Raw genomic sequence first — 26,596 nt, 5'->3', positions numbered from 1 at the left:
AAACCAGGCCAGGGGTTTTGGGCGTCTCGAAGCAAATTTTTTTCTTCCCTAGCCGAATATCCGCTGCAACGCGGCCTGCTCCACCACGCCCGCAGCCAAGGCCAGCATCAGCAGGACGCGGGCTTTCTGCGGGTTCAGTTCCCCGGCGGCGATGAAGCCTCGTGCATCGTCATCCACTTCGACATTGCGGCCCACGCGGCCCGAGCCCGTACGAGTGGCGCGCACGATCGCCACGCCCTGCCCCGCCGCGCGTTCCAGCGCCTGCAGCGCGGCATCCGACGCATTGCCGTCCCCGACCCCGGCCAGCACGATGCCGCGCGCCCTGGATGCCAAGAAATCGATCAATGCGCCGTCCACGCCCGCATAGGCGTACACGATGTCCACACGCGGCCATGCGCCTTGGGGCAAGGCATGGCGCGGGTGCGCCGGCGCACCCGCGGCGCGGACGAAATGCGGCTCTCCGGCATGCATCGCGCCGGCGCGCCCGCCATTGGGCGATTCGAATGCATCCACACCGTTCGCGGACATCTTCTGCACCAGCGAGGCTTCGTGGATCTCGTCGTTCATCAGCACCAGCGGTCCGCGTCCCGCCGCCTGCGGATGCGCGGCCAGCGCGACGGCGTTGTACAGGTTTGCCGGACCATCCGCACCCAGCGCGGTGGCCGGACGCATGGCCCCCACCAGCACCACGGGCTTGGTCCACGGCAGCACCAGGCTGAGCAGGTACGCGGTCTCTTCCAGCGTGTCGGTGCCATGTGTGATGACGATGCCGTCCACGGCCTCGTCGGCGCACAAGGCGGCAACGCGTTCGGCCAGCACGGTCCAGGTATCCAGGCCGATGTTCTGGCTGCCCACGCTGGCCACCTGCTCGGCCTGCAGGCGCGCCAGGCGATCCAGACCAGGCACTGCGGACAGCAATTGCTCGACGGGCAATGAACCCGCGCGATAGGCGCCGGCCGATTGGCCGGTCTGCGCGCCGGCGATGGTGCCGCCGGTGGCCAGCAGCGCGATCGAGGGCAATGCGGCCTCAGGCATCGATCACCCCGGACAGGCCCTGGCGCTCGAGCAACGAATTCAGGTGCTCCCAGCCATGGAAGTCGATCACGATCTGGCCCTTCTCGCGCGCGCCGACCTTCAGCGAGACACGCGTGCCGAGGTGATCGGACAACGCCTCTTCCAGGCGCGCCACATCGCGCGACGCGCCCACGCTCTTCTTGCGCGGCGACGCCTCGGCGTCCTTCTGCGTGCGGGCGACGAGCTTCTCGGCTTCGCGCACCGACAGGCGCTTGGCGACGATCTGGTTGGCCAGCTGGATCTGCGTGGCGGCATCGACGGCCAGCAGCGCACGCGCATGGCCCATGTCGACGTCGCCGGCCAGCAGCATCGTCTGCACGGGTGAAGCCAGGTTCAACAGACGCAGCAGGTTGCTGGTGGCCGAACGCGAGCGGCCGATGGCTTGCGCGGCCTGCTCGTGGGTCAGGCCGAACTCGTCCAGCAGACGGCGCACGCCGTGGGCTTCTTCCAGCGGGTTGAGGTCTTCGCGCTGGATGTTCTCGATCAGCGCCATCACGGCCGCGTTCTCGTCGGCCACTTCTCGCACCAGCACCGGCACTTCCTTCAGGCCGGCCAACTGGGCCGCGCGGAAGCGCCGTTCGCCCGCGATGATCTCGTATTCGCCCTCGCCTTCGGACTTGAGCGCGCGCACCAGGATGGGCTGCATGATGCCCTGGGTGCGGATCGACTCGGCCAATTCGGCCAGCGCGCCTTCGTCCATGCGCGTGCGCGGCTGGTATTTGCCCGCGCGCATGCGCGTGATCGGCAGCACTGTCGGCGGGCCTTCGGGCGGCTGTTGCGGCGCGGGCGTCCTGCCGATGTTGTCGATCGCGGGCGAATCCGCGCCGAGCAATGCATCCAGGCCACGGCCGAGTCCCTTGGGTTTTTTGGTCACCATAACGTGCAGTTCCTTTTTATTTCAACGGGTGCTCGGCGGGCTCAGGCGGCCGCGCCATCAGGCAGGGATCGATACCAATATTCGTAGCGGTCGGACATGCCCAGCCGCGCATACAGCGCGCGCGCCGCCACGTTCCCCGGCTCGACCTGCAGATATGCCTGACGCGCGCCGCGCCGTGATGCGCAGGCCATCAGGCCGTGCATGAGTTGCGTGGCGATGCCCTGCCCCCGCCGCTGGGCCAGCGTGACCACATCGAAGATGCCCATCAGGCCGCCATCGAAGACGGCAAGCGCCGCAGCCACGCAGTTGCCCTGCGCGTCGCGGGCCAGCACGCGCAGATTGTCCACCGCCAAGGCGCCGACGCGCGCGGCGTGTTCGGAGATATCCACATCGCTTGAGCCGCGCAGCTGGCCGACGGCGGTGCAGAACGTCTGCGCGTCCACTTGTTCCACGCGCAGCGCCGTGGACAAGGGCGATGTGCGGGCAAGAATGGGACCCGCCATCACGCGCGTGTGTTCGTACGCCGTGAAACCGCGCGCGTGCAATGCATCGTCCAGCAAGGGATCGGCGCACAGCGAGGTCAGGCGGAACAACAACGGCAGGTGATGGCGCGCATACCAATCGGTGCAATACGCCAGGCGTTCGTCGAGCCCGGTGCTCGACAAGCCCAACACGCTGATGCAGCGCGTGCGCTTGGTCCGCGAGGGCGACCAGCGCATCAGCCACCCTTCGTAAAGCATCTGCTGGCGGACCACCGTGGCGTTGAGCGCGGCTTCCTCGATGCGCAGCAGCGCGCCTCGCGCCGCGTCCCGCACGGATGCGGGACGCGGCGCGGCGTGCGCCGGCATGACAAGAGAGCCGTTGTCCATGATGGTCAGATCGACGCGTCCATGGTCTTGACGCGCTCGATCATCTCGACGCCGAACGAGATGTACGCCTGGGCGCCACGCGAGGCGCGATCGTAGATCACGCCGGGCATGCCGTAGCTGGGAGCCTCGGCCAACCGCACGTTGCGCGGCACCACGGTCTTGAACACCTTGTCGCCGAAGTGCGCCTCGAGCTGCGCCGAGACCTGTTGCTGCAGCGTCATGCGCGGATCGAACATCACGCGCAGCAGACCGATCACGCGCAGGTCGCTGTTGATGTTGCGATGGACGCGCTTGATGGTGTTGACCAGGTCGGACAGGCCTTCCAGCGCGAAGTATTCGCACTGCATCGGGATGATGACGCCATGCGCGGCGGCCAGGCCGTTAAGCGTCAACAGCGACAGCGTGGGCGGGCAATCGATCAGCACGAAGTCGTACTGATCGGCCACGGTGAGAATGGCTTCCTTCAACTGACGTTCGCGCGCTTCCATCTCGACCAGGTCGATCTCGGCGCCAGCCAGCTCGCGGTTGGCGGGCAGCACGTCGTAGCCGCCAGGCTCGGAACGCACGCGCGCATTCTCGATGGACGAATCGCCGATCAGCACCTGGTACAAGGTCGCGCGCAGCGTGCTCTTGTCGATGCCGCTGCCCATGGTGGCGTTGCCCTGCGGGTCCAGGTCGACCAGGAGCACGCGTTGCCCTTGCGTGGCAAGGCCCGCCGCGAGATTGATGGCGGTGGTGGTCTTGCCCACGCCACCCTTTTGATTGGCGATGCAGAAGATGCGGGCGGACTTGCCGGGCGGATTGGTGGTCATTGGTTTCCTTCTTGGCGATTCTTAGCGGCGGCGCATCCAGATCAAGCAGCGCTGGGCATCCAGCTCGGGCACGGCCAGCGGTTCGATACGCTGCACTTGCCACACACCCTGCGCATGCAGGGCTTCGATTTCAGCATCAGGGGTCTTGCCTTTCATGGCGACCAGATCGCCGTCCTCTCGCACGTGGCGCCCGGACCATTCCGCGAAATCCCCGAGCGAGGCGAACGCGCGCGACACGACCATGTCGCAGCCGGCGGGCTCAAGGGTTTCGATGCGGGCATGCCTGGCCTGCAGGTTCGGCAGGCCGAGCGCGCCGCTCATCTGGCGCACGAACGCCATCTTCTTGTCCACGGCATCCACGCACGTCACTTGCCAGCCAGGCTGCAGCGTGGCGAGCACGACACCCGGCAATCCCCCGCCGGAGCCGACGTCCATGATGGTGGCTTGCTCGCCCAGCACGGCGGCCAGCGGACGCACGACGGCCAGACTGTCGAACACGTGGTGCACCAGCATCTGCTGGCCATCGCGGATCGCGGTGAGGTTGTAGGTGCGGTTCCAGCGCTGCAACTGCGCGACGTAGCGCAGCAGCGTATCGAGCTGCGGCGGCTGGACGTCCAGCGCCATCTGCTGGCAAGCCGCGGTCAGCCGACCCAGGGCGTCGGCGGAAAGGGTCTCTGCCGGACTCATGCGGCCTGCTTGCGCGCGCTGTAGTGCAAGCGCTTGAGGTGGATCAACAGCAACGAGATCGCGGCGGGCGTGACGCCCGAAATGCGCGCGGCTTGCCCGATGGTTTCGGGGCGATGGGTCTTGAGTTTCTGGCGGACTTCGAACGACAGGCTGGTGACGGCGTCGTAGTCCAGATCGGCGGGCAGCGCCTGTTGCTCGTGCGCGGCGTGCTTCTGCACCTCGTCCTGCTGGCGGGCGATGTAGCCCGCGTACTTGGTCTGGATCTCGACCTGCTCGGAGAGGATCTCGTCATCGCCCAGGCCGGGACCGGCCAGCAGCTCGCCATCATCCCGGCGCGCCTGCATCAAACTGGCGTAGCTGACGTTCGGGCGGCGGAGCAAGTCTGATAGTGAGTACTCACGTTCAATTGCCTTGCCCAGTAATGCTTCGGCCTGCTCAGCGGGCAACAGGCGCGGGTTGACCCACGTCGATTTCAGACGCTGCAATTCATTTTCGATCGCATCGCGTTTGCGGCGGAAGGCATCCCAACGCTCATCGTCGACCAGGCCCAATCCGCGGCCGATTTCCGTCAAACGCAGATCCGCATTGTCTTCGCGCAAGCTGAGACGATATTCGGCACGCGACGTGAACATGCGGTACGGCTCGGTGACGCCACGGGTGACCAGGTCATCGACCAGCACGCCGAGATAGGCCTCATCGCGGCGCGGCGTCCAGGGTTCCTTGCCCTGCGCAAGCAGCGCCGCATTGACGCCAGCCAGCAAGCCTTGCGCGGCAGCTTCTTCGTAACCCGTGGTGCCGTTGATCTGGCCAGCGAAAAACAGATTCGAGATGGCCTTGGTTTCGAGCGTGGATTTCAATCCACGTGGATCAAAATAGTCGTACTCGATGGCATAACCAGGCCGCAGGATGTGCGCCTGTTCCAGGCCCGGCAACGAGCGGATCAGATCGAACTGAACATCGAAGGGCAAGCTGGTCGACACGCCATTCGGATAGACCTCGTGGGTGTCAAGACCTTCCGGCTCAAGAAAAACCTGGTGCGAGGACTTGTCTGCGAAACGATGAATCTTGTCTTCGATCGAGGGGCAGTAGCGCGGCCCCACTCCTTCGATCACCCCGCTGTACATCGGCGAGCGATCCAGTCCACCGCGAATGATGTCGTGGGTACGTTCGTTGGTGTGCGTGATCCAGCAGGGCAGCTGGCGCGGATGCATCGCGGCATTGCCCAGATACGAGAACACCGGGATCGGATCGAGATCGCCGGGCTGCTCTTCCAGGATGCTGTAGTTGATGGTGCGGCCATCGATGCGCGGCGGCGTGCCGGTCTTCAGCCGGCCTTGCGGCAGTTGCAGTTCCTTCAGCCGGGCGCCCAACGAGATGGCTGGGGGATCACCGGCACGGCCGCCGGCGTAATTCTGCAGGCCCACGTGGATGAGGCCGTTCAGGAATGTGCCAGCGGTCAGCACCACAGAACGAGCGCGGAACTTCAGGCCGATCTGCGTCACAGCGCCGACCACCTTGTCCCCTTCCACCATCAAGTCATCGACAGCCTGCTGGAACAGCCAAAGATTGGACTGATTTTCCAGACGGGTACGGATGGCCTTGCGATACAACACACGGTCGGCTTGCGCACGCGTGGCTCGGACGGCCGGGCCTTTAGAACCATTGAGGATACGAAACTGGATCCCGGCCTCGTCCGTGGCGATAGCCATGGCGCCGCCCAACGCATCCACTTCTTTGACGAGATGGCCCTTCCCTATCCCGCCGATCGAGGGGTTGCAGGACATCTGCCCCAGCGTCTCGATGTTATGGGTGAGAAGCAAAGTGGTTGCGCCGGTACGAGCGGAGGCCAGGGCGGCTTCCGTACCAGCGTGACCGCCGCCAACGACGATCACATCAAATTCGCGCGGGAAATCCATGATGGGCAGAGATAAAGAGCTCGGTGGTCATTATAGGCGCAGCGGATTGATGTTTCACGTGAAACATGGGAGTGCCCGTTGGCTAGCCGGATTGTTGAGGCGGTTTGGCCACTATCGAGCGATGTTTCACGTGGAACATTGGGGAATCAAACGGGTCGGGAAGCATCCATTCTTCTTGTGACTGGGGCGTCTACTGCGGGCGGCCATGGAGACCGCTAGGGAACGGAGTTTCCAGGGGGCTCGCGCGCACACCGCCGCACTCGCCTTGGATCGGCATCGGATGAATTCGTAAGCGCACCAAGGCTTCGTTCGTTATGCAGACACGCCCGCCTCGTCCTGCCCAGTAATGAGCCCCCATCGTGCCAGGACTGGTTAGGGCCACGGCTGGCGCACCCTGTCGGCGGCTTACTTGATGACCAATGGCCCAGTCTGATGTCAAAACCTGTGATGACGTCTGGACAGGTCTGGACATTGCCTGAAGCGGCATTGAATTGGCAGTCTCCGGGATGGGGCGGTGCCCGAAGAGCCATTGCACCCTCCCCGGTACGTAACCAAGCTCAATGTACTGATGAGCGGCGAATGTCCCGCCGCTGTATAGCTTGCCCAAACAGAGTGCATGTTTCACGTGAAACATAGATTGGCCCATACGCAGGCCGCTGTCCCATATGGCAGCCGGCCCCTTCTCTCTTCCGATCACCAGCGTGCCTGGAAGAGGGATGCCCTCTCTTTGGAGAGCCGGCTCTGTAAATGCGCGAACGACGGCCAGGCGAATCCAGGGCCGACGCCGGCCTGCCAGTCTGAAGATATCGGGAATCGACCAAGGTCTTGGGATAGGTCGAAGGCGCTACCGGAGGCAGACAGCAGGAAATAGATAAGGAGACCTTGCTCCGCAGCAGGCTTCATCCAGGCGTGGGTGCCTAGGCCCTCATTCCCGAACGGTGATTCATCCTTGTAGTGACATGCCCGCAGGTAACGCCCACCGTCCAAATGGGGGATGAAGACGTGGCGGATGCACGTGAAGTCCGGTCGCATCTGCATGTCCGGCGCTGTCTCGGGCCGCATCACCGGTTCGTCGGCGGCCTCACGGCTAGAGTCTTTGGTGAACGCCTTGAGTTGGATAATGCCGCCAGGGTAGCCCCGCTCCTGACTCTGCCGACGCAACACCGCCGCCAGCGTCCGGTATGGCCACGCCGTATCGATCCGGCCCCGAAGGTAGACCCCATACGGGGTCCGGCGTGGTTGGCTTGGCGTTCTGTGGATTGTGCTGCGTGCTGCGTGCCGCGTGCTGCGTTGCCTGCGCCTCGCGCAGAGGCCGCCTGAACGCCTTGCGCAAACGCCCCCTCTGCTGGGCAATCTCGCAGATGCGTCGCACCCGACGCGCCAATCCCTTGATCTGCACTGCTTGGTCCCGCGTCGGCATTACGGCGGCAAAAGCCCTCCTCCATGCCCAGGTGAGTCACTTTTTATTCCGAAGACGTAGGCCAGGGATTGCTCCGGCGCTACCACCAATCCGCATGCGAGCCCATGACGCATGCCATTACAGGCCCCCTGGCATCGCCACGGCGTCACGTGACCCGGCTCTCCACCATGGAATCGGGGTTGGCAAATGACATCGACATCAGGCCGATCCAGCCATGAAGCGACCGGCAGTCACCGACATCATCTCCGTGCAGGCCAGGAAGGGGCTCTGCTGCACACTCAAAATAGGGCTTTGCTGTGCCTCACCCGCCATTCGAGAGCCGGAAACAGCCCTGCCCGCCCCGGCCCGTAAGCGGGGCAGAACCGGTCATGCCTCGACTCGTCTATACCCAGGTATCCCCTTTTTCATTCCAACCTGGAGATCCTCACGGCAGGCCTGGATCCGCTCGACACAAGGCCCCACCCGCATTACGCAACGCCAAGGTTGCGGCCTTCGGCTATCCAGCATGGCTGGTGGACCCGGTATCTGGGAATCCCCTCGCCCGCCTCGCCAGGCGCCAGCCAGACAGGATGACCAACTGATTCCCGCGGATGCATCCGGGGACGGCGGACGCGATATCGCAATAGCCATTCCACGTGAAACCGAGCTGCGTTGCGGACACCTCCTTCCCCAGTGCCCACGGACCGCTCGACTGCGCGGGAACGCGCCTTGCCCGGCCCCGCAGCCGTGACCCATCAAGGCACCCTCGCGCGGAGATAATTCCAATCCCTGCCCAGCTCACGCTGCCGCGAATCGCCGATTTGGCGGGGCCAAGGCACCCGGATCGTCCTCTGGCACCGCCAGTTCTGGCCCTCTCCATCCCCGCGAGACCCAGCGCGGTGCATTCAACCTGGCGAGTCTCCAGTGGCCGGCCGACCAACCGTGGCGTTTCTATCCGCGAGCAGTGGGATGGGCTTGTTCCAGCCCTCCTTCGATCGGCGAGACAGGATGCGGGGTGGGCCTGCCTGGCGGAATGCTGCCGACGAAATCTGGCCGAGTCGGGGGAGCCCGGATCTGGCGATGACAAGGGTTGCCAAGCAATGATCGAGTCATTGAGCTATCGGGCCATCGGGCCCATCGACCGCTGTGGACAACTGAGACTCTTCACGCCCCAGGAGAGTCTCCTGTGGACATCCCGTCCCTCATCATCCGCCAGGCCGATAAAGCGGCAAGTTCATACTTATCCACAGGCGGGAAGTGCTTGGCGAAGGGCATCCTCACCACGCCATGATCCCGGCCCCCGCCACGCGGCATATGCAGGCCCGGACCCGAGGGCCCATGGGGCTGGGACAATCCTGTGTACAGATTGCTGTAACCCGCTTATCCGGGGCAATCAGAAGCAGCCCTCAGTCAACGCCGCTGCGGCCTGTTGATAACCCTGAATCCCCTGCCCACGCCGGCAGCGAACCCCGATATCCACAGCCAGCAGGTCAAGCGCACACAAGAGCGTGCCGGCAATCGAAAGACTTATGGCCGCATAAGTGCCGACGAATAAGATCGATACAATGTATCAAATACAAATAGATACGTATATAAAACCAATTGTGTCGTTCCACGTGGAACCGTCTTCCCAAGAGCGCAGCTATCGATCCAATAGGCAAATGCAGGCTGCGGGGCGCACGCACTCCCCTCAATCGCTCGGAACCTACTCGACTGTGTAAAAGCCGAACTGTGGACTTTGCGAGGAAGGGGGAGATCCCATCCGATCAGCAACTGTGGAAAAAAGCCCCCGACGCCTCATTACGCACTCCACCGTTTGTTCCATGACGAACATGGCAGATGCCAGTTAATCCCCAACAATATCCACAAGCCCGGCCCCTCTTCCCCATGCCGGATTCAACGCTGCAAAAAACTCGAACGTTTGTGGATATCTATGTGCGCAACATTGGGAACAAGGTTCAACGCGAGGTTTGAGCAGGATGCCGGTGATATCTGCTCAACTAGAGAAAATCCCACTACATGCGCATATGGACGCAGGAAATGCGGTGTTCCCGGCTAAAGCGCAGCGGATCAGGCTGGGGATATCCCATTTTCTGGCATCCGCACTGGCTTCTGAAAATGCCGCTTGCTCGGGCAAAAAGACAATCCGGCATGTGTAAAACTGTATTACGCCTCTGCCATGCAACCACTGGCTCAGCCTCCGGCGACGGGTACCAACGGCTGTGCCCCTCTCAAGTTATCCACAGAAATGGCTGAGGGAAGACACTCAATCCAAATGGGTGAGGGTGATTCACGTTTGTACCTGTACAAACGTGGACGCCCCACTCGTCAGCGACGGTGGGGCGTCAATGATCGGCGCGCGGGGCGCCGGATCAGGAAAGCCGGCAGGGATTACAGGGGGCGGATTTCCGCGGCCTGCGGGCCCTTGGGGCCGTCTTTCACTTCATATTCGACTTCCTGGCCTTCGTTCAGGCTGCGGTAGCCGCGGCCCTGAATCGCCGAGAAATGAGCGAACACTTCCGTGCCCCCCTCGTCCGGCGTGATGAAACCATAGCCTTTGTCAGCGTTGAACCACTTGACCTTGCCTTTTTGAGCCATTTGTATAGCGTCCAGATGATGAAAAACGAAATGCAAGTGAATCAAGGACGCTGGGACCTACAACCTGGCGGGCGGGACGCCCATGGAAGTGGCGTGAGGCCAATCTGGATACTGCAACCAAGCTTGCGCACTGCTTGAGTCAACTGCAGGGGCAGCATACTCACGCCCCTGGCGGGATACAACTAGCTGTTTACCCCAATGTCGCATTTCTTTCAGTCCCCTATCAGACGCCGCCGGCCCTGCGCCGCCTCCATGGGGAAGACGTATCATCCCTCCCAATATTCCTCAGGCAGGGCCGCACGCCCTGCCCGGCCGGCCGCATCTCGCTGACACCTTCACCCCATGATCCGTTCAAAACTTCCCGACGTAGGCACCACCATCTTCACCGTGATGAGCCGCCTGGCCATCGAGCACAAGGCCATCAATCTGGGACAGGGGTTCCCTGACTTCGATCCGGATCCGAAGCTGTGCGAGCTGGTGTCCAAGGCGATGGCCGAGGGGCACAACCAATATCCCTACATGCCCGGCGTGGCGCCGCTGCGCGCGGCCATCGCCGACAAGGTGAAGGCCCTCTACGGCCATGCCTACGATCCGGAAACGGAAATCACCGTCACCAGCGGAGCGACGGAAGCGCTGATGGCCACGGTGCTGGCCGCGGTGAATACGGGCGACGAAGTCGTGGTGATCGAGCCCTGCTACGACTCTTACCTGCCCGCCATCCGCCTGGCGGGCGGCACGGCTGTGCCGGTGCCGCTGCGTCCGCCCACGGAAGCGGATCCGTACTACCGGATCGACTGGCAACGCGTGCGCGACGCCATCACGCCGCGCACGCGGCTGCTGATGCTGAACTTCCCGCACAATCCCACCGGCGCGGTACTGCGGGAAAGCGACCTGGACGCGCTGGAAGCCATCGTGCGCGACACCGGCATCCTGCTGGTATCCGACGAGGTATATGAGCACATCGTGTTCGACGGCGTGCCGCACAACAGCCTGGCGCGCCGGCCGCTGCTGGCGCGGCATGCCTTCATCATCTCGTCGTTCGGCAAGACCTATCACACCACGGGCTGGAAGATCGGCTATTGCTGCGCGCCGCGTGAACTGAGCGCCGAGCTGCGCAAAGTGCACCAGTTCATGGTGTTCACGGTGCCCTCGCCGATGCAGTTCGCGCTGGCCGAATACATGAAGAATCCACGGCCCTATCTGGATCTGCCGACGTTCTACCAGGCCAAGCGCGATCGCCTGGCCGCGGGCCTGGCGGACACGCAATTCCGCCCCTTGCCCAGTCCCGGCACGTTCTTCATGCTGGCCGACTACAGCGCGCTGTCGCAGCAGAAAGAAGGCGATTTCGCGCAACGGCTGACGGTGGACCACGGCGTCACCGTGATCCCCGTATCGGCCTTCTACCGCGATCCCAACGCGGCCGAATCGAACCACCGCATCGTGCGGTTCTGTTTCGCCAAACGCGATGCCACGCTCGACAGCGCGATCGAACGTCTAAAGACCATCAGGACCTGAAAGTATCTATTTTAGACTTCAACAATTCAGGCAAGCTTGCCGCCGCGAGGCATGGTAAGGAACGCGCCAGGCTTGCCCGGACATCGGCGTTCGACCCATAAAAAAAGGGGCCGCGACGGCGGCCCCTGCAAACGTCAGCCTGGCGGATCAGCCAACGGCGTCCTGCCTGCGCTTGCGGCGCAGCACGCGCATCAGCATCGGCACGCCCACCACGGCTACGGCGGCAACCCACAGACCTTTCGACACTCCGCTTGCGAACAGCACGGAGAGTTCACCATCGGTGATCGACAACGCACGGCGCAGGTTCTGCTCCATCATGTCGCCCAGCACCACGCCCAGCACCATCGGCGCCATCGGCACATTGAACTTGCGCAGGAAGTAGCCCAGCGTGCCCAGCGCAACGACCATCAGCAGATCGAACGAACCCGCGTTGATGGCGTACACGCCGATGTAGCTGATGCAAAGGATGCCCGGCACCATCAGCCAGCCCGGCACGGAAAGCACCTTGGCGAAGATGCGCACCATCGGCACGTTCATGATGAACAGCAGCACGTTGGCGATGAACAGCGAAGCAATCAGGCCCCAGACCAGCTCGGGCTTGGTGTCGAACAGCACCGGACCCGGCGTGATGTTGTAGAGCGTCAGCGCGCCCATCATCACCGCGGTGGTGCCGGAACCGGGCACGCCCAGCGTCAGCATCGGCACGAAGGAACCGATGGCCGACGCCGTCGCCGCCGCTTCCGGCGCCACCAGGCCGCGCATGTCGCCCTTGCCGAACTTGGCGTTGGGATCCTTGGCTTCGTTGATGCGCTTCTCTTGAGAGTAAGCCACGGCGGCGGCCACGCTGGCGCCCGCGCCCGGCAGCACGCCGACCACGAAACCGACCAGCGCGCTGCGCACCACGCTCCACCATGTGAAGATCATCTCGGCCAGGTTGAACAGCTTGCGGCCGCTGGACTTGACCTCGACGCTCTGTCCGGCCACGACTTTCTCGAGCATTTCCAGCATCTCGGCCACGGCGAACAGCGCGATCACGACAACCACGAAGTCGATGCCGTCGGACAGGTGCACCATGTCGAAGGTGTAGCGATACACGCCGGAGTTCGCGTCCACGCCGATCACCGAAATGAACAGGCCGATCATCGCCGCCAGCACGCCTTTCACGGGCTCCTTGCCCAGCAGGCTGGTCAGGCAGCAGAACGCGAACACCATCAGCACGAAGTACTCGGCGGGACCGAATGCCAATGCCCACTTCGCCAGCAACGGCGCCAGGATGATGATGCCGGTGACCGACACGATGGCGCCGAAGAATGCCGACCAGGCCGACAGCGACAGCGCCACGCTGGCCATGCCCTGGCGGGCCAGCGGATAGCCGTCCAGCGTGGTCATGATCGCGCTGGCTTCGCCCGGCACGTTCAGCAGGATCGAGGTGATGCGGCCGCCGTACTCGGCGCCCACGTACACCGCGGCCAGCAGGATCAGCGCGGTCTCGGGCGGCAGATTCATCGCGAACGCGATGGGGATCAGCATGGCCACGCCATTGATGGGCCCCAGGCCGGGCAGCACGCCCACCATGGTGCCGAAGAAGGAACCGATGGCGGCGACGAGCAGGTTTGTCAGCGAGAACGCCACCCCGAAGCCGATCGCCAGGTGATCGAAGATACCGCTCATGCCAGCCTCCGCACGGCCGCCCGAAGGAGGCTGAAGGCCCCCTCCCGGGGGGCGACGAACATAGTGAGTGTGGGGGTCATACCAGGCCTCCCAGGACGCCCGCGGGCAGCACGACGTCGAGTACTTTGTCGAACAACAGGAAGAACAGCACGCCCATCACCACGCCGCCCAGGGCGCACTTGCCCCAGGCGCCGCCGAACAGGCGTCCGACGAAGACCGTCATCAGCGCGGTGGCCAGCACGAAGCCCAGCCACTGGAACAACAGCGCGTAGATGGCCGCATAGACGATCATCATGAAGATGCGGCCGTTGGCGCCGGGAGGATTGGCTTCCATCTGCTGGCCGCCCTTGAAGACCAGCCACAGCCCACAGAGGGCGATGATGACGGCCAGCAGCATGGGGAAGGCGCGCGGACCGACGGGTTCGTACGAGAACGGCGCCTCGATGTCCCAGCCGCCCCAGGTGATGAAGGCGGCCAGGAGCAGGGCGAAGACGCCCAAGATTCGATCATTCATGATCAATGGTTCCTGGAGTTGGCGCGTGGGCGCCGCTCGCGCGCCACCGTGATGGCGCTACCGGGCAATGTGCGGTACTTGCGGCGGACATGCGGCCCGCAGCCGCGCGTGCGCCGCCGGTACGCGTCTTACTTCTTGATCAGGCCGAAGCTGTCGGCCAGTTCGGTGTACTGCTTGACCTGCTGCTTGACGTAGTCGTCCAGGTCCTTGCCCGTCTTGTTGAACGGGAACAGGCCCTGCTGGCCGCGCAGCCTGGCGTATTCGGGATCGGCCATCATCTTGTTGAAGGCGTCGACCCAGAACTGGTAGTCGGCGTCCGACACCTTGGGACCGACGTAGAAGCCGCGGATGATCGGCCAGACGATGTCGTAGCCCTGTTCCTTGGCGGTCGGCACGTCGGCCAGCTTGCCCGGCAGGCGGTCGCTGTTGAACACGGCCAGGATGCGGATCGGCGCACCGCCCTCCAGCATCGTGAAGGCTTCGGCCGCATCGCCCATGTAGGCCTGGATGTGGCCGCCGCGCAGCGCGGTGACGGCTTCGCCGCCGCCTTCGAACGCGACGAAGCGCATGCGCTTGAAGTCGACGCCGGCGGCCTTGGCCGTCAGCGCCGCCTTCATCCAGTCCTGGCTGCCCACGGTGCCGCCGGCGCCCAGCACGATCTTGGTCGGATCGGCCTTGAAGGCGTCCATCAGGCTCTTCAGATCCTTGTACGGCGAATCCGCGCGCACCACGGCCACGCCGTAGTCGGTGCCGATGCCCGACACCCAGCGCACGTCGTTGACGGAGTACTTGCCGAACTTGCCCTGGGCCAGGTTCAGCAGCGAGCCGCCCGAATAGGCCACGATGGTGCCGGGCTCGTTCGGGTGCTGGGCGACGATGTTGTTGTAGGCTACCGCGCCGATGCCGCCGGGCATGTAGACCACGCGCATCGGCGATTTCAGCGCGCCGCTCTGCTTCAGGCCTTCGGTGGCCAGGCGGCAGGTGAGGTCGAATCCGCCACCGGGCTGGGCCGGCGCGATGCACTCGGGGCGGCGGGGCTCGTCGGCGGCCCGGGCCGCCGAGGTCAGCGAAAGAAGGGTCAGCGCGACTGCGCCCAATGCCGCGCCCAGGCGCGTTTTCAGCGGGATCTGCATCTTGCGGTCTCCGTCAGGTTTGTAGGTGTATGTCCGCGCGGAGGGACTTTTGCCCCACCCGCTGGAGCGCAACCGTACAAAACCCCGCCTTTCCGAACCCTTTCAACTCCATGCATTTTTCTGGTGCGTTGCACCAAACCTGGGCAAATCGAGGGTAAATACTAGTGCCACGCGCAGGCCCTGGCGGCCTGGACGGTTCTCGATCAGCAATTTCGCCGCGTGGATTTCCGTGATGGTGCCGACGATGGCCAGGCCCAACCCCGCCCCGCCCTTTTTCTTGCCGGCCGCCCCCCGGCGAAAGCGTACGCCGGCGCGTTCGATGTCCAGCTGCGACATGCCGGGACCGCTGTCTTCGACCATCACGCACGCCGCATGCGCCTGGCGCGCCACCCGGACGGTGATCTCGCCGCCGTCGGGGGTGTAGCGGATGGCGTTGTCCAACAAGTTGCTCAGCGCTTCGCGCAGCAGCCATTCCAGGCCTTTCACCTCGACCGGCGATTCGGGCAGGTCCAGGCCCAGGTCCAACCGGCGCGCCCGGGCGGCCGGCAGCAGGGCCCGGACCACGGTGTCGGCCAGTTCGGCCAGGTCGACCGGCTCGAAGGCGGCGCCTCCTTCCGCCAGCGTGGCGTCCTTGGCTCTTGCCAGGGACAGCATCTGGTTGGTGGTGCGGACCGCGTGGTCGAGCCCTTCCTGCATACCCAGCAGAGCGGCACGGATTTCGGCGGGATCTTCCTCGCGCAGCGCATAGGCCGTCTGGGTACGCAGAACCGACAGCGGTGTGCGCAGCTGGTGCGAGGCGTCGTCCAGGAACTGCCTTTGCACCCTCGCCTGGTCCGTAAAACGGGCCATATGGAGGTTTACGGCGTCGACCAGGGGCCTGACCTCACCCGGCACGCCGGACGCGCTGACGGGGCTCAAATCGTCCGCGGGACGGGTATCCAGGTCTTCCTTGAGGCGCTCCAGCGGTTTCACGGCACTGAAAACGCTCCAGATGACCACCAGAACGCTGATCAGGACGACGGCAAGGTCCCGGCCTACGGATGCCACCAGCGCGCTGTGCAGGACCTCTGTGCGGCTTTCCAGGCTTTCGGCGACCTGGACGATCACCCGGCCCCCCCGGTCGTTGTACAGCGGCGGGTCCATCGGACGCGCCAACGCGGCGATCCGGACGGTCTCGTCCCCGTATTGGGCATAAAAGAAGCGGGGTTGCCCCGAGACCAGGGGCTCGTGCGGCAAGGGCAGGCCGGGGCTGCCGATTTCCGCCAGACCGTCTTCGGTGGCGACCCGGTAATAGACGTGGCCGCTTGCCGTCAGTTGGAAAAACTCGAGCAGCAGGTACGGCTGCTCCATGGCCAGGCCGCCGCTGGCCGTGGATATGTTGTGGTCGATCGACCGCAAGGCGCCAGCGAGCGACCGGTCGTAGGCATGGTCGACCTGGTCCCGCAACTGGCGGTTCGACAGGTACAGGGCGACCAGCATCACGCACACCAGCGCGGGAATCAATCTTCCCAGGAGAACCGTCTTCAGTGTGCGGTTACGGGGACGTGCCGTCTGCGGGGCTTTCAACCACGGTCTCCAAGCTGTAACCCATGCCTCGCAGGGTCACGATCTGCACCCCCGTGCCGGCCAGTTTTTTCCGCAGCCTGTGCACAAGTACTTCCACGGCTTCCAGGTTGACCTCGCTGTCGTCGGGCTGGATGCGATCCAGGATCTGCTGTTTGGCAACGGGTTCCCCGCTGCGCTGGATCAGGACGCGCAGGACGGCATGTTCCCGCGGCGACAGGGCGAGCACCTGGCCGGACACCGAGAAACGCTGCGCAGCGGTATCCAGGACCAGGTTGCCCAGGGCCATTCGCGGATGTTCCCGTCCCCGGCTTCGGCGGATGAGCGCCATCAGCCGCGCCTCGACTTCTTCCAGCACGAATGGTTTGGGCAGGAAATCGTCGGCGCCCTCGTGCAGCGTGCCGATGCGTTCGGCAAGCGAGTCGCGGGCGGTCAGCACCAGTACGGGCGTGCGGTCGTCCCTGGCGCGCATGCGCGCCAGGAGACTGTGCCCGTCCATGCCAGGCAGCCCCAGGTCGAGCACCACGGCGTCGAATTCCTCCAGGGTCAGGCGGCGTTCGGCCACGACACCGTCATTGGCCCATTCCACCACGAAGCCCGCATGGCGGGCGAGGCTGCGAGCCAGCCAATGTGCAAGCTCGGCTTCGTCTTCTATCAGGAGGATACGCATGAAGGTTCGCCCGGGAGGGGGTGGCGGCTGGCTGACATGGGTTACGGTTTTCTCTTATCTTGTTCTTTATATAAAGATTGGTAATGGATAAGGGTTGTGGATAACTGCATCAACCCTAAAAAGCGATTCTATTTCATCGGCTTGCCGAAGTTTTTGCTTGTGCATGAACTCTGTTCTGGGGATAAGTCGAAGTTGAACAACTTTTCCACAGCCGCCGAAAAGCCGGGTTTGTTCAGTTCACGTCCACACGCTGTGCACAACTCCGTCTCATAGCAGTTATCCACAGGGAGGCCTGCCGCGACGGATGCAGAATAGTGCATCGGACAGGCGGCGCGGACGCGCAAATGCGTACCGGGCAGGCCCGTGGACGGGCGCTGCCCTGTGCGGCGCGATGAGGTGAAGGGGAGGTGGAGCCGCCCGCCGTACCGCTGCGGTACGGCGGGGGTCGAGGGATCAGCGGCCGAAGGCGCGCCGCAAGGCCTTGAGGCCGCGGCGTACGACCGCCGAATAGAGTTCGGCAGCCTTCAGTTTCCAGTCGATGTTGCGCTGGTAAGGCTGGATGGTGATGGGGAAATACGGCGACAGCATCTTCACCACGCTTTGCGGGGAGATGTGGGTGTTGCTCTGCACGACCGCGAACAGGCCGTCGCTGCCGGGCCCGAAGTAGTGTTCGGGGTTCCATTCCTTCATCTGCTGCGCATGCCACACGCTCTGGTCGGTGTGCAGCGCCGGCTGGCCAGGCTGGCGTGCCGTGTGATAGCGGTCCAGCAGCCCTTCGTTCTCGGCGTTCAGCCAGTAGAGCGTGTACTCGGTCCAGTCGACCGTGTATTTGCTCAGCAGCACCCGGCGCCAGTCTTCCCCGTACAGGGTTTCCAGCTTGTTGTGCAGGCTCAGGCACAGCGTGCGCGACAGGACGGTCGGCGTCCACCACAGGCCGTCGCGGTCCAGGTGCGGGTCGACGCCGAGCACCTTGGACGAGGCTTCCCAGTAACGGGGCTCGGCGCTGCGTGGCATGTAGTGCGTCAGCGCACGGCCGCCCGGGACGAGGGTCTCGGCCGAGAACGGATGCGTGGCGAAGCAGTCCGGATCGAACACCAGGAAGTACTCGGTGTCGATCAGGGCCGGCGCATACAGCTTGATGATCTGCTGGCGATGCCAGTTGCGGATCTGGTGGCGTTGCGAGAATTCCGAGAACACGGCCATGTGCAGGGACTCGTCGACGACCACGATCGGAAAGTCCGACCAGGCCTTGGCATAGCCCTGGATTTCCTCGACCTCTTCGTGGGGCACGACGAGGACGAACCGGGCGAACAGGCCGGGCGCCGCGAAATGGCGCAGCGAGGCAAAGAGGATGTCGCAGCGGGCGATATTGTCAGCGTAATGCCTGCCACGGGTCTTGATAGGCAGAATCGCACTGATCTGCGTCATCGCATGCTCCGGTTCATTTGTTCAGGAAAAGCCGGTAGAAAAAGCCGGGGATGTAGGCGCGGCGGTTCGTCATGGCGACGCCGATGATGTTGCCGCCCGAGTCGAGCACCTGATCCTTCAGGGTCTGCGCCACCGGCTTGCGCGTGTTTTCGGCCTGGATCACCAGGACCACGGCATCCGCCCGCGCGGCGTTCTCGATGCCATGGAAGGAGCGTGTGGAAGATGGCGCGTGGACCAGCACGTAGGCATAGTCCCGCTTCAGGCTTTCGAACAGGCCCGAGGCATATTGCCACGAGGCCTGCTGCGTCGAGTCCGAGGCCCATGCGACCACGATGTTCTGCCGCGAGACCTGGCTGAATTCGAGATCCAGCACTGGCTTGGCCACGTATACGATCAGCTCCTGCTCGGCGCCTTCCACGTCGGGCCACTCGATCTGCCCCTGGGCATTGGGCTCGCCATAGGGCCGGCTCTTGGCTGCCGTCATGTCCAGGACCAGTACGGGCCGGGCCGAACGGCCGCTCAGTTCGAGGGCCAGGCCGCGCATGAGGCGACTCATGCCCTCGCCATCGTTCGCGGCGAGCATCACGACCGTCTTGGACGCGGCGTTGGAACTGAAATGGATGGCCGAAGCGAGACGCCCGTAGTCGGCATGCGCGACCGAGGCCGTCAGCCTGCGGGGCGGGGGCGCGGCCGTGCCCCTGGGCGCGGCACGGCGCGACGTGATCGGCGCGCAAAGCACGCTCAGCAAGAGCGAGCGTTCGATCTGTTCCGGGCTGAGGAAGGTCTCGCGCATCGTGGCTCGCAGCAGCACGGTCAGGCCGGAGATGACGACGGCCGCCACCAGGGCAGCCGCCACCAGCAGTCCCCGCGATATGTTGCGCTGCGAGGGCGTCACCGGGGGTTGAATGACGCGGACGTTGGTGCTGTTGACCTTGCTGGCCTGTTCTTGCTGGATGTTGACCTGTTCGTACAGGCGGGCGGCCGTATTGAAGTTCTCGGCCAGCAGATCGCGGTCGGCCTGCATCTGGCGCAATTTGCCCGCCACGGAGATCAGGCTTTCCGAACGGCTGCGCGCTTCGGCAACCTGCGCCTCGAGCTCTTTCTGGCGGGCGGCCTGGCCCGCGATGGTGGTCAGCAGCCCCGACAGCCGATCCTGGACCGTGTCGTAGTAGCTGTTGTGGCCGACCCGGCTGGCGGAGATCATCTGCTGCTTGTTCCTGGCGATGTTCGCCTTCAGGTCGGCGATCTGCTTGTCGAGCTGCTGGACGAAGGGCGAACCGTCCATGTAGCGCGAGGCCACCTCGGCGCGGCGCGCCTGCAGGTCCAGCAGTGAAATCTGCATGGTGGCCAGCGCACGCGCGATCTCGGCGTTGTCGTTGAACAGCAGGATGTCCGACTTGACGTGGGCGGTGCTGGCCTGCAGCGCCGCCAGCCCGGCGCGATCCTGGGCCAGCGCGGCTTCGTTCTCCATCTTGCGCTGGACCAGCAGATTCTCCAGCGCCACTGCACGCGAGATCTGGTCGGTGATGTTGACGACGCCGTGTTCCTGCTGGAAAGCAAGCAGTTCGGCGTTGGCGCGGTCGAGCTGGCTCCGTGCCTGGTCACGCTGCCCGGCCAGCATCGCGGTGCGGCCCGAGGTGAAGATCGTCGCGCGCTGCTTGAAATAGCGTGCCAGCAGGTCTTCCAGCGTGGCCGCGGCCCGTTTCGGATCGACGTCGTAATAGGACAGATTGAGGGTGTTGGCGAGATCGTTCTGTTCCAGATGGAACCGGGACTCGAACTCGCGCACCTGCTTGTCGAACACCTGCGGGTCGGTATTGTTGGGCCCCAGCCGGGCCATGACGACTTCGCGGTGCAGTTCGGGGCTGTCCAGGATCTGCGCTTCGACGCTGACGAGCTCGCCGATGGCCGGCGCCACGGGAACGCCGCCCCGCCCCCCGGCGGATTGGTCGTAGTAACCGGCAAAAAGCACCAGAAGGGTCGACTGGGCCCGATAGGGGATGGGCACGGTCAGGGCGAGGATCAGTCCCAGCACGGCCACTACCAGGAACGTCGTCGCGGCGACCTTGTGGTAGTAGAAGAAGGTGTTGAGATGATCTCGGATGGTCAAACTGGTGACGGCGCTGTTGCGGTCAGGCCTAGTTCTCGTGGAAATAACCATACAACCTTGAGGTTCGGGATGCGCCGCGATGCTGTCGGATCGGATCCATGACCAGCCACTACCAACCGCCGCCTGCCGCCCAGGCGGGTGGCAGGGTATAGATTTTATACGTTGAATTACCGTTTGCAAGTATATAATCGGGAGGCTACGGGTGTGTTGCCGCCCTGGACTTTTTGTTTTTCTTTCCAAGAGGTTGGCCGCGCATGTTGTCGTTACGCGCCACACTGATGCTGCGTCTGGGCCTCGCGCTGGCACTGGTCAACTTGACCGCGTGCACGCCTACCTGGGTGCCGTCCGAATACCGCCAGCCCGAGCGCTTCGCGACGTGGGTGGATGCCGCTCCCGCCGCCTACGTGATCCAGCCTGGCGACGAGATCGCCATCACGCTGCCGTTCAACGCCGAGCTCAACCAGAAGGCGCTGGTCGCCCCCGACGGCACGTTCTCCATGCCTCTGGCGGGGCCTCTGCCCGCGGCCGGGCGGTCCGCGGCCCAGCTCTCCGGTATCGTGGACAAGGCGCTGCTGGCCAACGGCGTGGTCGCCGACGCGCGGTCGTCGGTCAGCGTCGTGCAATACGGGGGAGCCGTCTACGTCGACGGCCAGGTCGGCAAGCCGGGTGAAATCGTCCTGCGGCCGAACATGACCGTCATGCAGGCCATTGCCGCGGCCCAGGGCATGCGCGATACCGCGCGCACCGACGAAGTGGTGCTGATCCGCCGCGCACCGGATGGCAGGCCGATGCTGCGCACCATCGACACCAAGGCCCTGACGCGCCGGGGCGACCCCGCGCAGGCGGTGGTCTTGCAGTCGTCCGATATGATCTTCGTGCCGAAGTCGTCCATCGCCGAGGTCAACCAGTGGGTGGACCAGTACATCAATCAGGCGCTGCCCTTCAACAAGGGCATCAACTACTCGTACACCAATACGATCAACGGCAACCCCTGATGGCCTTCCCAGGAAATCCCAGGGTCGCCGGCGTCCACGTGGCGTAACGGACGGCACGAGATGGAAGAGGCCAAGCCCGACGGTCGGCTCCCCGCGATCTTCTCGACCGAGCCCGTCAGGTCGCGCGTGCGCTGGTGGCTGGTCATCCTGCTGCCCCTGTTCGGCCAGACGTTCCACTACATGACCGACATACGCCCGCTATGGGCGCTGTCCAAGGCCTTTCCCCTGCTGTCGCTGCCGCTGGCGCTGCGGCTGATGAGCCAGGCGCGCTTTCCTGTCACCCGGCAATTGCTGCTCAGTTTCGCCTGGCTGCTGCTGGTACCCAGCCTGGCGTCGATGGTCTATTTCAACGAGAGCTTCTTCACCAGCATCACCGCGCAGGTGAAGCTGCTGCCCTTCCTGTACTTCTTTTCGTTCCTGGCCCTCCTGCAGATGCTGCGGCCGACGCTGTACGAACTCGAGCGCAGCTTCGTCGCGCTGGGCATCACCGTCGCGGTCGTGCTGATCGTGCTGTGGATCGCGGTGCCCAGCAGCTGGTACAAGGGCACCTATGTCGTGGGCACGGCGCCGCTGTTCAGCGACGACAGCCGCGGCCATCGCATCCGCATGTCGATGTACTTCCCCATCATCCTGCTGTTCTTCTGCTATCGCAGGGCGTTCTTCGAACGCAGCGGGCGCTATCTCCTGGGCGTGGTCATCCTGTTCGCCATCACGCTGCTGATCATCAAGACGCGCGCCATGATCCTGGGCATCGCCGGCGTGCTGGCCATCAATACCCTGCTCTGGGCCTCGCCCCGGGCCAGGCTGGGACTGGCATTCGCCGTTCCTTTCCTGCTGGCGTCCATGTTCTCCGTCGATTACCTGGCCTCGGTGTTCGACACCAGCGCCAAGAGCGGTTTCGACGTGCGCAGGACCAGCATTGAACTGGCCACCCGCTTCCTGGGCGACAACCCGCTGGGATGGCTGTTCGGCGTGGGCACGATCAGTCCGACCAGCAGCCAGAGCCTGATGAAGTATTTCCACCATTTCTTCTTCCTGGCGGACATCACCTGGCTGGGCATCGTGTTCGAGTACGGCCTGTTCGGGGCGGTGCTGTTCATCCTGATCGAACTGCGTGGCCTGCGCGTCTACCGGCAGTTGCGTGCCCACATCGAGGACGATCTGCTCGGGGCTTTGTCCGACTACCTGATCTATGTCCTGCTGATTTCCTTTCTCTATCCGTTGACGCTCACGCCCGGTGAAAGCGCGGTGATTCTCGCCGTCTTCGTCTACGTATGGCGCGCCAGCGGGTTGGAGAATTCCCCCTCCTCTGTTTCATCGCCCGCGCATGCCTAGTCTCGGACGTTTCATTCTCTGGTTCCTGCTGGCGGCGGCCCTGCTGCTGGGGGGCATCATCGTCGCGCGCGGCATGGCCACAGACCGTTCGCCGCTACCCGCCGTCGTGTCCATCGACGCGGCGGCCAACCGCCGGCCCATCAGTCCGCTGGTCTACGGCATGAACTTCGCGACGACGCAGATGCTGCGCGACCTGCGTATTCCCATCAACCGTTCCGGCGGCAATAGCGCCTCGGCCTACAACTGGCGGCTCGACGCCCGGAATGCGGGCAAGGACTGGTTCTTCGAAAGCCTGGCGGCCGATCCCGCCGCCATCAACGATCAGTTCGGCGAGCGCTTCGTGGCGCTTACCCGCGATGGCGGCGCCATCCCGATGGTGACTATCTCCATGATCGGCAGGGTCGCCAAGCTGGGCCAGGACCGCACGGCCCTGGCCAGTTTTTCCATGGCCAAGTATGGCCGGCAACTGGCCTACGACGTCGACGGCCTGCGCGATGCCGGCAACGGGGTCCTGCCCGATGGAACGCTGATCGTCGACAACGACCCGAACGACGCCACCGTGCCCAACGACCCGCGCAACGAGCAGGCACGCGTCGAGCAACTGGTCCAGCGCTTCGGTCCGGCGGGCCCGGGTGCGCCACGCTATTACGTGATGGACAACGAGCCGAGCCTTTGGCATCTCATCCATCGCGACATCCATCCCGTTGGCGCGCATGCCTCGGAAGTCGCGGAAAAAGTCCTCGCCTATTCGCGCGCGGTGAAGACGGCCGATCCGGGGGGGCTGGTGGTGGCGCCCGAGGAGTGGGGATGGTTCGGCTATCACTACAGCGGGTTCGATCAGCAATATTCGGCCCAGAACGGCCTGGATGGCGCCCCCGACAGGAAGAACGAAACCGGCGGCATGGATTATGTGCCCTGGCTGCTGTCGCAATGGAAGGCGGCCGGACGGCCCATCGACGTGTTCAGCCTGCACTTCTACCCGCAAGGTGGCGAGTACAGCGAAGCGGGGGCGGCGGATACGCCCGAGATCGCACTGGCGCGCAACCGTTCCACGCGCAATCTCTGGGACCCGGCCTACAAGGATCCGACCTGGATCAACAGCGTCGTGTCGCTGATCCCGCGCATGCGGCAGTGGGTGGACAGCTACTACCACCCCGGCACGCCGATCGCGCTGACGGAATACAACTGGGGCGGCGACGCCATCATGAACGGGGCCACGGCGCAGGCCGACCTGCTGGGCATCTTCGGGCGCGAAGGGCTGGACATCGCGACCCGCTGGGGCGCGCCCGATGCCGCGACCCCGGTGTACAAGGCGTTCAAGCTCTACCGCAACTACGACGGCCAGGGCTCGGGCTTCGGGTCGACCAGCGTCGCCGCGGTGACCGCCGATCCGGACCAGGTCTCGTCGTTCGCCGCCTTGCGTGACGAGGGCCGTACCCTGACCGTGGTCGTCATCAACAAGCAGCTCGACCGCATGGCGGCGGCCACGCTGAAAATCGGCAACTTCGCGGCCGATGGCCAGGCCGAGACCTGGCAGTTGGCGAACAATGCCTTGGTCCGGCTGCCTGACGCACCGTATGCCGGCAGCCAGATGGAGGCCGTCCTGCCGCCGCAGAGCGTCACGCTGTTCGTCTTGCGCGGCGCGGCGCCCAAATGACGGGACTGGGAGGCGACATGGATGCTGCCAGGCGAGCAGAGCCCGATAAAGGCGGTTCCGTCCTCCGCGGCGCCTTCGTCAGCCTGGGCGTGCGCATGCTCGACCTGCCATGCCGCTACGGCTTTCACCTGCTGGTCGCGGCGACGCTGGGCGTGGCGGATACCGGCCGTTTCTATATCGTGTTCAGCTTCATGATCGGCCTGGCGGGCTTTGGCAGGCTGGGCATGGACCAGGCGCTGACCCGGCAACTGGCCGCGGCCGTGGCGACGGACCGGCACGAGACGGTACGCCCGGCGATCCGGCGGGCACTGGGACTGATCCTGCTTGCCTCCACGGCGGTCGCCGTGTTGCTTGCGGCGCTTGCCTGGCCGTTGGCCCACCATGTGCTGAGCAAGGATGAGCTGGCCGTGCCGCTGGCCCTGGGGGCGTTGACCCTCATCCCCCAGAATCTGGGCGCGGGCCTGGCCGGCGCGTTGGCCGGCCTGCAACGCGTCGGATACAGCCAGATGGTCTATTCGTGGCTCTGGCCGGCCATCTTCTGTGCCGTCGCCATTCCGGTCACGCTCACCGGCACGCTGACCGTGTCCCAGATACTGATCCTGATCGCGGCAAGTTTCGCGGTCACCGCCGTGGTCGGGGCCGTGCTTCTGCATCGCGGGCTGGCCACCCTGCCTTGCCCCGGCTCCCGTGCGCCGGAAATCCAGGGACTGCTGCGTCCTGGGCTGTCGCTGTTCTCCCTGGACCTGACCAAGCTGCTTCTCACCTCCGCGCCCGCCATCGTGCTGGGCATCGTGGCCACGGCCTACGAGACCGGCCTGTTTGCCCTGACCTGGCGCATGGCGCTGGTGATCAACATCCTGATCAGCGGCGTGGCCGGCATGGCCGTGCCCCGATTCGCGGCGCTGTATGCGCGCGGCGACATCCGTGGCCTGGAGAAGTCGGCAGCGCAGGCCATCGGCATCGTGCTCTGCCTGGCGTTGCCGGCAACCCTCGTCATGCTGCTCGCGCCCGAGCAGTTGCTGAGCCTGTTCGGTCCGGGGTTCGGCGAGGGCGCCAACACGCTGCGCATCCTGGCGGTGGGCCAACTGGCGGCGGCGTGCTTCACCGCGATGCCCGAGATGCTGGGCATGACGTCGCACTTGCGGGTGCTGTACAGGATCAACGCCTGCACATTGGCGGTGTTGTCCGTCGGCCTGGTGGCGCTCGTTCCCCTGGCCGGCAGCCCCGGCGCCGCGCTGGCGACGGCGCTTGCGACGGTCGTCAACGGCGTGGCCGCGGCATGGCTGGCGCATCGTCTGCTGGACGTATCGCCGTTGTGCCGCTTGCGGCGCGAGGTGTCGGGTCATGTGCGCCGCCGCACTGGTGGAGATACCCGATGAGTTTTTCCCGAACCTGGCCGGCAGCACTGGTGCTGGGCGTCGTGCAAGCCTGCACGATCGCCTCCGCGTGGGCCCAACTCGACCCGCCCCGCTACGACTCGAACCTGTTCTGCAGGCTGCGGGCCAACACCCCGGATGGGTTTTCGGATGACGCCCAAGCCCGTTGCCTGGCCAGCCAGCGGTATGCGCTGGAGCGGATCCGCAGGGAATGGCTTGAACTGCCCGAAGAGATCCAGACGGGTTGCGATGAATTCACGCGCAGCCGCGATCCCATGAACTATGTGGCCATGCAGAGCTGCATCGAGGCGCAGAAGCGCCGTATTCCGCCCGCGCCCGAAGTGGAACTGTCGCCCGACGACGATCCGCCGACGTCGCGTTGATGCGGCGTCGGGCA

20 protein-coding genes are annotated in these 26,596 nt (G+C 64.6%); 6 read left to right on the top strand and 14 right to left on the bottom strand.

Annotated features, from left to right (window positions below):
- Window positions 1–48: 48 nt before the first annotated feature.
- The 7 genes from A6745_RS05775 to A6745_RS05740 all read right to left on the bottom strand — a co-directional run bounded on the left by A6745_RS05775 (window position 49) and on the right by A6745_RS05740 (window position 10,232).
- Entirely contained in the window at window positions 49–1,035 is a 987-nt protein-coding gene (locus A6745_RS05775; protein ID WP_066124655.1) for an asparaginase, read from the bottom strand.
- Complete coding sequence (locus A6745_RS05770) at window positions 1,028–1,951, bottom strand: ParB/RepB/Spo0J family partition protein (protein WP_066124654.1); 924 nt, start codon at window positions 1,949–1,951, stop codon at window positions 1,028–1,030. The genes A6745_RS05775 and A6745_RS05770 overlap by 8 nt, the downstream gene beginning before the upstream one ends.
- 41 nt (window positions 1,952–1,992) lie before the next feature.
- Window positions 1,993–2,799, bottom strand: coding sequence for a GNAT family N-acetyltransferase (locus tag A6745_RS05765; RefSeq protein ID WP_066124652.1), 807 nt, complete (start codon window positions 2,797–2,799; stop codon window positions 1,993–1,995).
- A gap of 26 nt (window positions 2,800–2,825) precedes the next feature.
- Window positions 2,826–3,632 carry a ParA family protein gene (locus tag A6745_RS05760; RefSeq protein ID WP_066124651.1) on the bottom strand — a complete coding sequence of 269 codons (807 nt, stop codon included), beginning with the start codon at window positions 3,630–3,632 and terminating at the stop codon, window positions 2,826–2,828.
- A gap of 21 nt (window positions 3,633–3,653) precedes the next feature.
- Complete coding sequence (rsmG, locus tag A6745_RS05755) at window positions 3,654–4,319, bottom strand: 16S rRNA (guanine(527)-N(7))-methyltransferase RsmG (RefSeq protein WP_066124649.1); 666 nt, start codon at window positions 4,317–4,319, stop codon at window positions 3,654–3,656.
- Window positions 4,316–6,235, bottom strand: coding sequence for a tRNA uridine-5-carboxymethylaminomethyl(34) synthesis enzyme MnmG (gene mnmG, locus A6745_RS05750; RefSeq protein ID WP_066124647.1), 1,920 nt, complete (start codon window positions 6,233–6,235; stop codon window positions 4,316–4,318). Before mnmG ends, rsmG begins: the two co-directional genes overlap by 4 nt.
- A gap of 3,790 nt (window positions 6,236–10,025) precedes the next feature.
- Window positions 10,026–10,232, bottom strand: a complete 207-nt coding sequence (locus A6745_RS05740; RefSeq protein WP_066124644.1) for a cold-shock protein — start codon at window positions 10,230–10,232, stop codon at window positions 10,026–10,028.
- A 342-nt stretch (window positions 10,233–10,574) separates the two neighbouring features.
- On the opposite strand from A6745_RS05740, the gene A6745_RS05735 reads away from it, so the two are divergent.
- Entirely contained in the window at window positions 10,575–11,747 is a 1,173-nt protein-coding gene (locus A6745_RS05735) for a pyridoxal phosphate-dependent aminotransferase (RefSeq protein ID WP_066124642.1), read from the top strand.
- Between the two features lie 147 nt (window positions 11,748–11,894).
- On the opposite strand, the gene A6745_RS05730 is transcribed toward A6745_RS05735, so the two are convergent.
- The 7 genes from A6745_RS05730 to A6745_RS05700 all read right to left on the bottom strand — a co-directional run bounded on the left by A6745_RS05730 (window position 11,895) and on the right by A6745_RS05700 (window position 20,836).
- Window positions 11,895–13,418, bottom strand: coding sequence for a tripartite tricarboxylate transporter permease (locus A6745_RS05730; RefSeq protein WP_066124640.1), 1,524 nt, complete (start codon window positions 13,416–13,418; stop codon window positions 11,895–11,897).
- A 76-nt stretch (window positions 13,419–13,494) separates the two neighbouring features.
- A complete protein-coding gene (locus tag A6745_RS05725) occupies window positions 13,495–13,932 on the bottom strand; it encodes a tripartite tricarboxylate transporter TctB family protein (RefSeq protein ID WP_066124639.1) in 438 nt (145 codons plus the stop codon).
- Window positions 13,933–14,060: 128 nt separating this feature from the next.
- Window positions 14,061–15,065 (bottom strand): Bug family tripartite tricarboxylate transporter substrate binding protein, encoded by a 1,005-nt coding sequence (locus A6745_RS05720; protein WP_066124637.1) that lies wholly within the window; start codon window positions 15,063–15,065, stop codon window positions 14,061–14,063.
- 102 nt (window positions 15,066–15,167) lie between these two features.
- Window positions 15,168–16,544: a sensor histidine kinase gene (locus A6745_RS05715; RefSeq protein WP_066125796.1), complete on the bottom strand. Its 1,377-nt coding sequence runs from the start codon at window positions 16,542–16,544 to the stop codon at window positions 15,168–15,170.
- 55 nt (window positions 16,545–16,599) lie between these two features.
- Window positions 16,600–17,298 carry a response regulator gene (locus tag A6745_RS05710; RefSeq protein ID WP_066124635.1) on the bottom strand — a complete coding sequence of 233 codons (699 nt, stop codon included), beginning with the start codon at window positions 17,296–17,298 and terminating at the stop codon, window positions 16,600–16,602.
- A gap of 453 nt (window positions 17,299–17,751) precedes the next feature.
- Entirely contained in the window at window positions 17,752–18,726 is a 975-nt protein-coding gene (locus tag A6745_RS05705) for a DUF6492 family protein (RefSeq protein WP_066124634.1), read from the bottom strand.
- Between the two features lie 13 nt (window positions 18,727–18,739).
- Complete coding sequence (locus A6745_RS05700; RefSeq protein ID WP_066124632.1) at window positions 18,740–20,836, bottom strand: GumC family protein; 2,097 nt, start codon at window positions 20,834–20,836, stop codon at window positions 18,740–18,742.
- Window positions 20,837–21,090: 254 nt separating this feature from the next.
- Here A6745_RS05700 and A6745_RS05695 point away from each other — a divergent pair, with 254 nt between their 5' ends.
- The 5 genes from A6745_RS05695 to A6745_RS05675 are packed head-to-tail and all read left to right on the top strand — an operon-like array spanning window position 21,091 to window position 26,582.
- Window positions 21,091–21,831 (top strand): polysaccharide biosynthesis/export family protein, encoded by a 741-nt coding sequence (locus A6745_RS05695; protein ID WP_066124630.1) that lies wholly within the window; start codon window positions 21,091–21,093, stop codon window positions 21,829–21,831.
- A gap of 60 nt (window positions 21,832–21,891) precedes the next feature.
- Window positions 21,892–23,166, top strand: a complete 1,275-nt coding sequence (locus A6745_RS05690; protein ID WP_066124628.1) for a hypothetical protein — start codon at window positions 21,892–21,894, stop codon at window positions 23,164–23,166.
- Window positions 23,159–24,823 carry a glycoside hydrolase family 44 protein gene (locus tag A6745_RS05685; protein ID WP_082852909.1) on the top strand — a complete coding sequence of 555 codons (1,665 nt, stop codon included), beginning with the start codon at window positions 23,159–23,161 and terminating at the stop codon, window positions 24,821–24,823. Before A6745_RS05690 ends, A6745_RS05685 begins: the two co-directional genes overlap by 8 nt.
- Before the next feature lie 17 nt (window positions 24,824–24,840).
- A complete protein-coding gene (locus A6745_RS05680) occupies window positions 24,841–26,202 on the top strand; it encodes a lipopolysaccharide biosynthesis protein (protein ID WP_066125792.1) in 1,362 nt (453 codons plus the stop codon).
- Complete coding sequence (locus A6745_RS05675; protein WP_066124626.1) at window positions 26,199–26,582, top strand: hypothetical protein; 384 nt, start codon at window positions 26,199–26,201, stop codon at window positions 26,580–26,582. The genes A6745_RS05680 and A6745_RS05675 overlap by 4 nt, the downstream gene beginning before the upstream one ends.
- The last annotated feature ends 14 nt before the right edge of the window (window positions 26,583–26,596 follow it).

The organism is Bordetella ansorpii, from assembly GCF_900078705.1.
GTDB classification, from domain to species: Bacteria; Pseudomonadota; Gammaproteobacteria; order Burkholderiales; family Burkholderiaceae_B; genus Bordetella; species Bordetella ansorpii_A.
The sequence above is the reverse complement of the archived record's forward strand: the minus strand, read 5'-3'. Positions and strand labels throughout refer to the sequence as shown.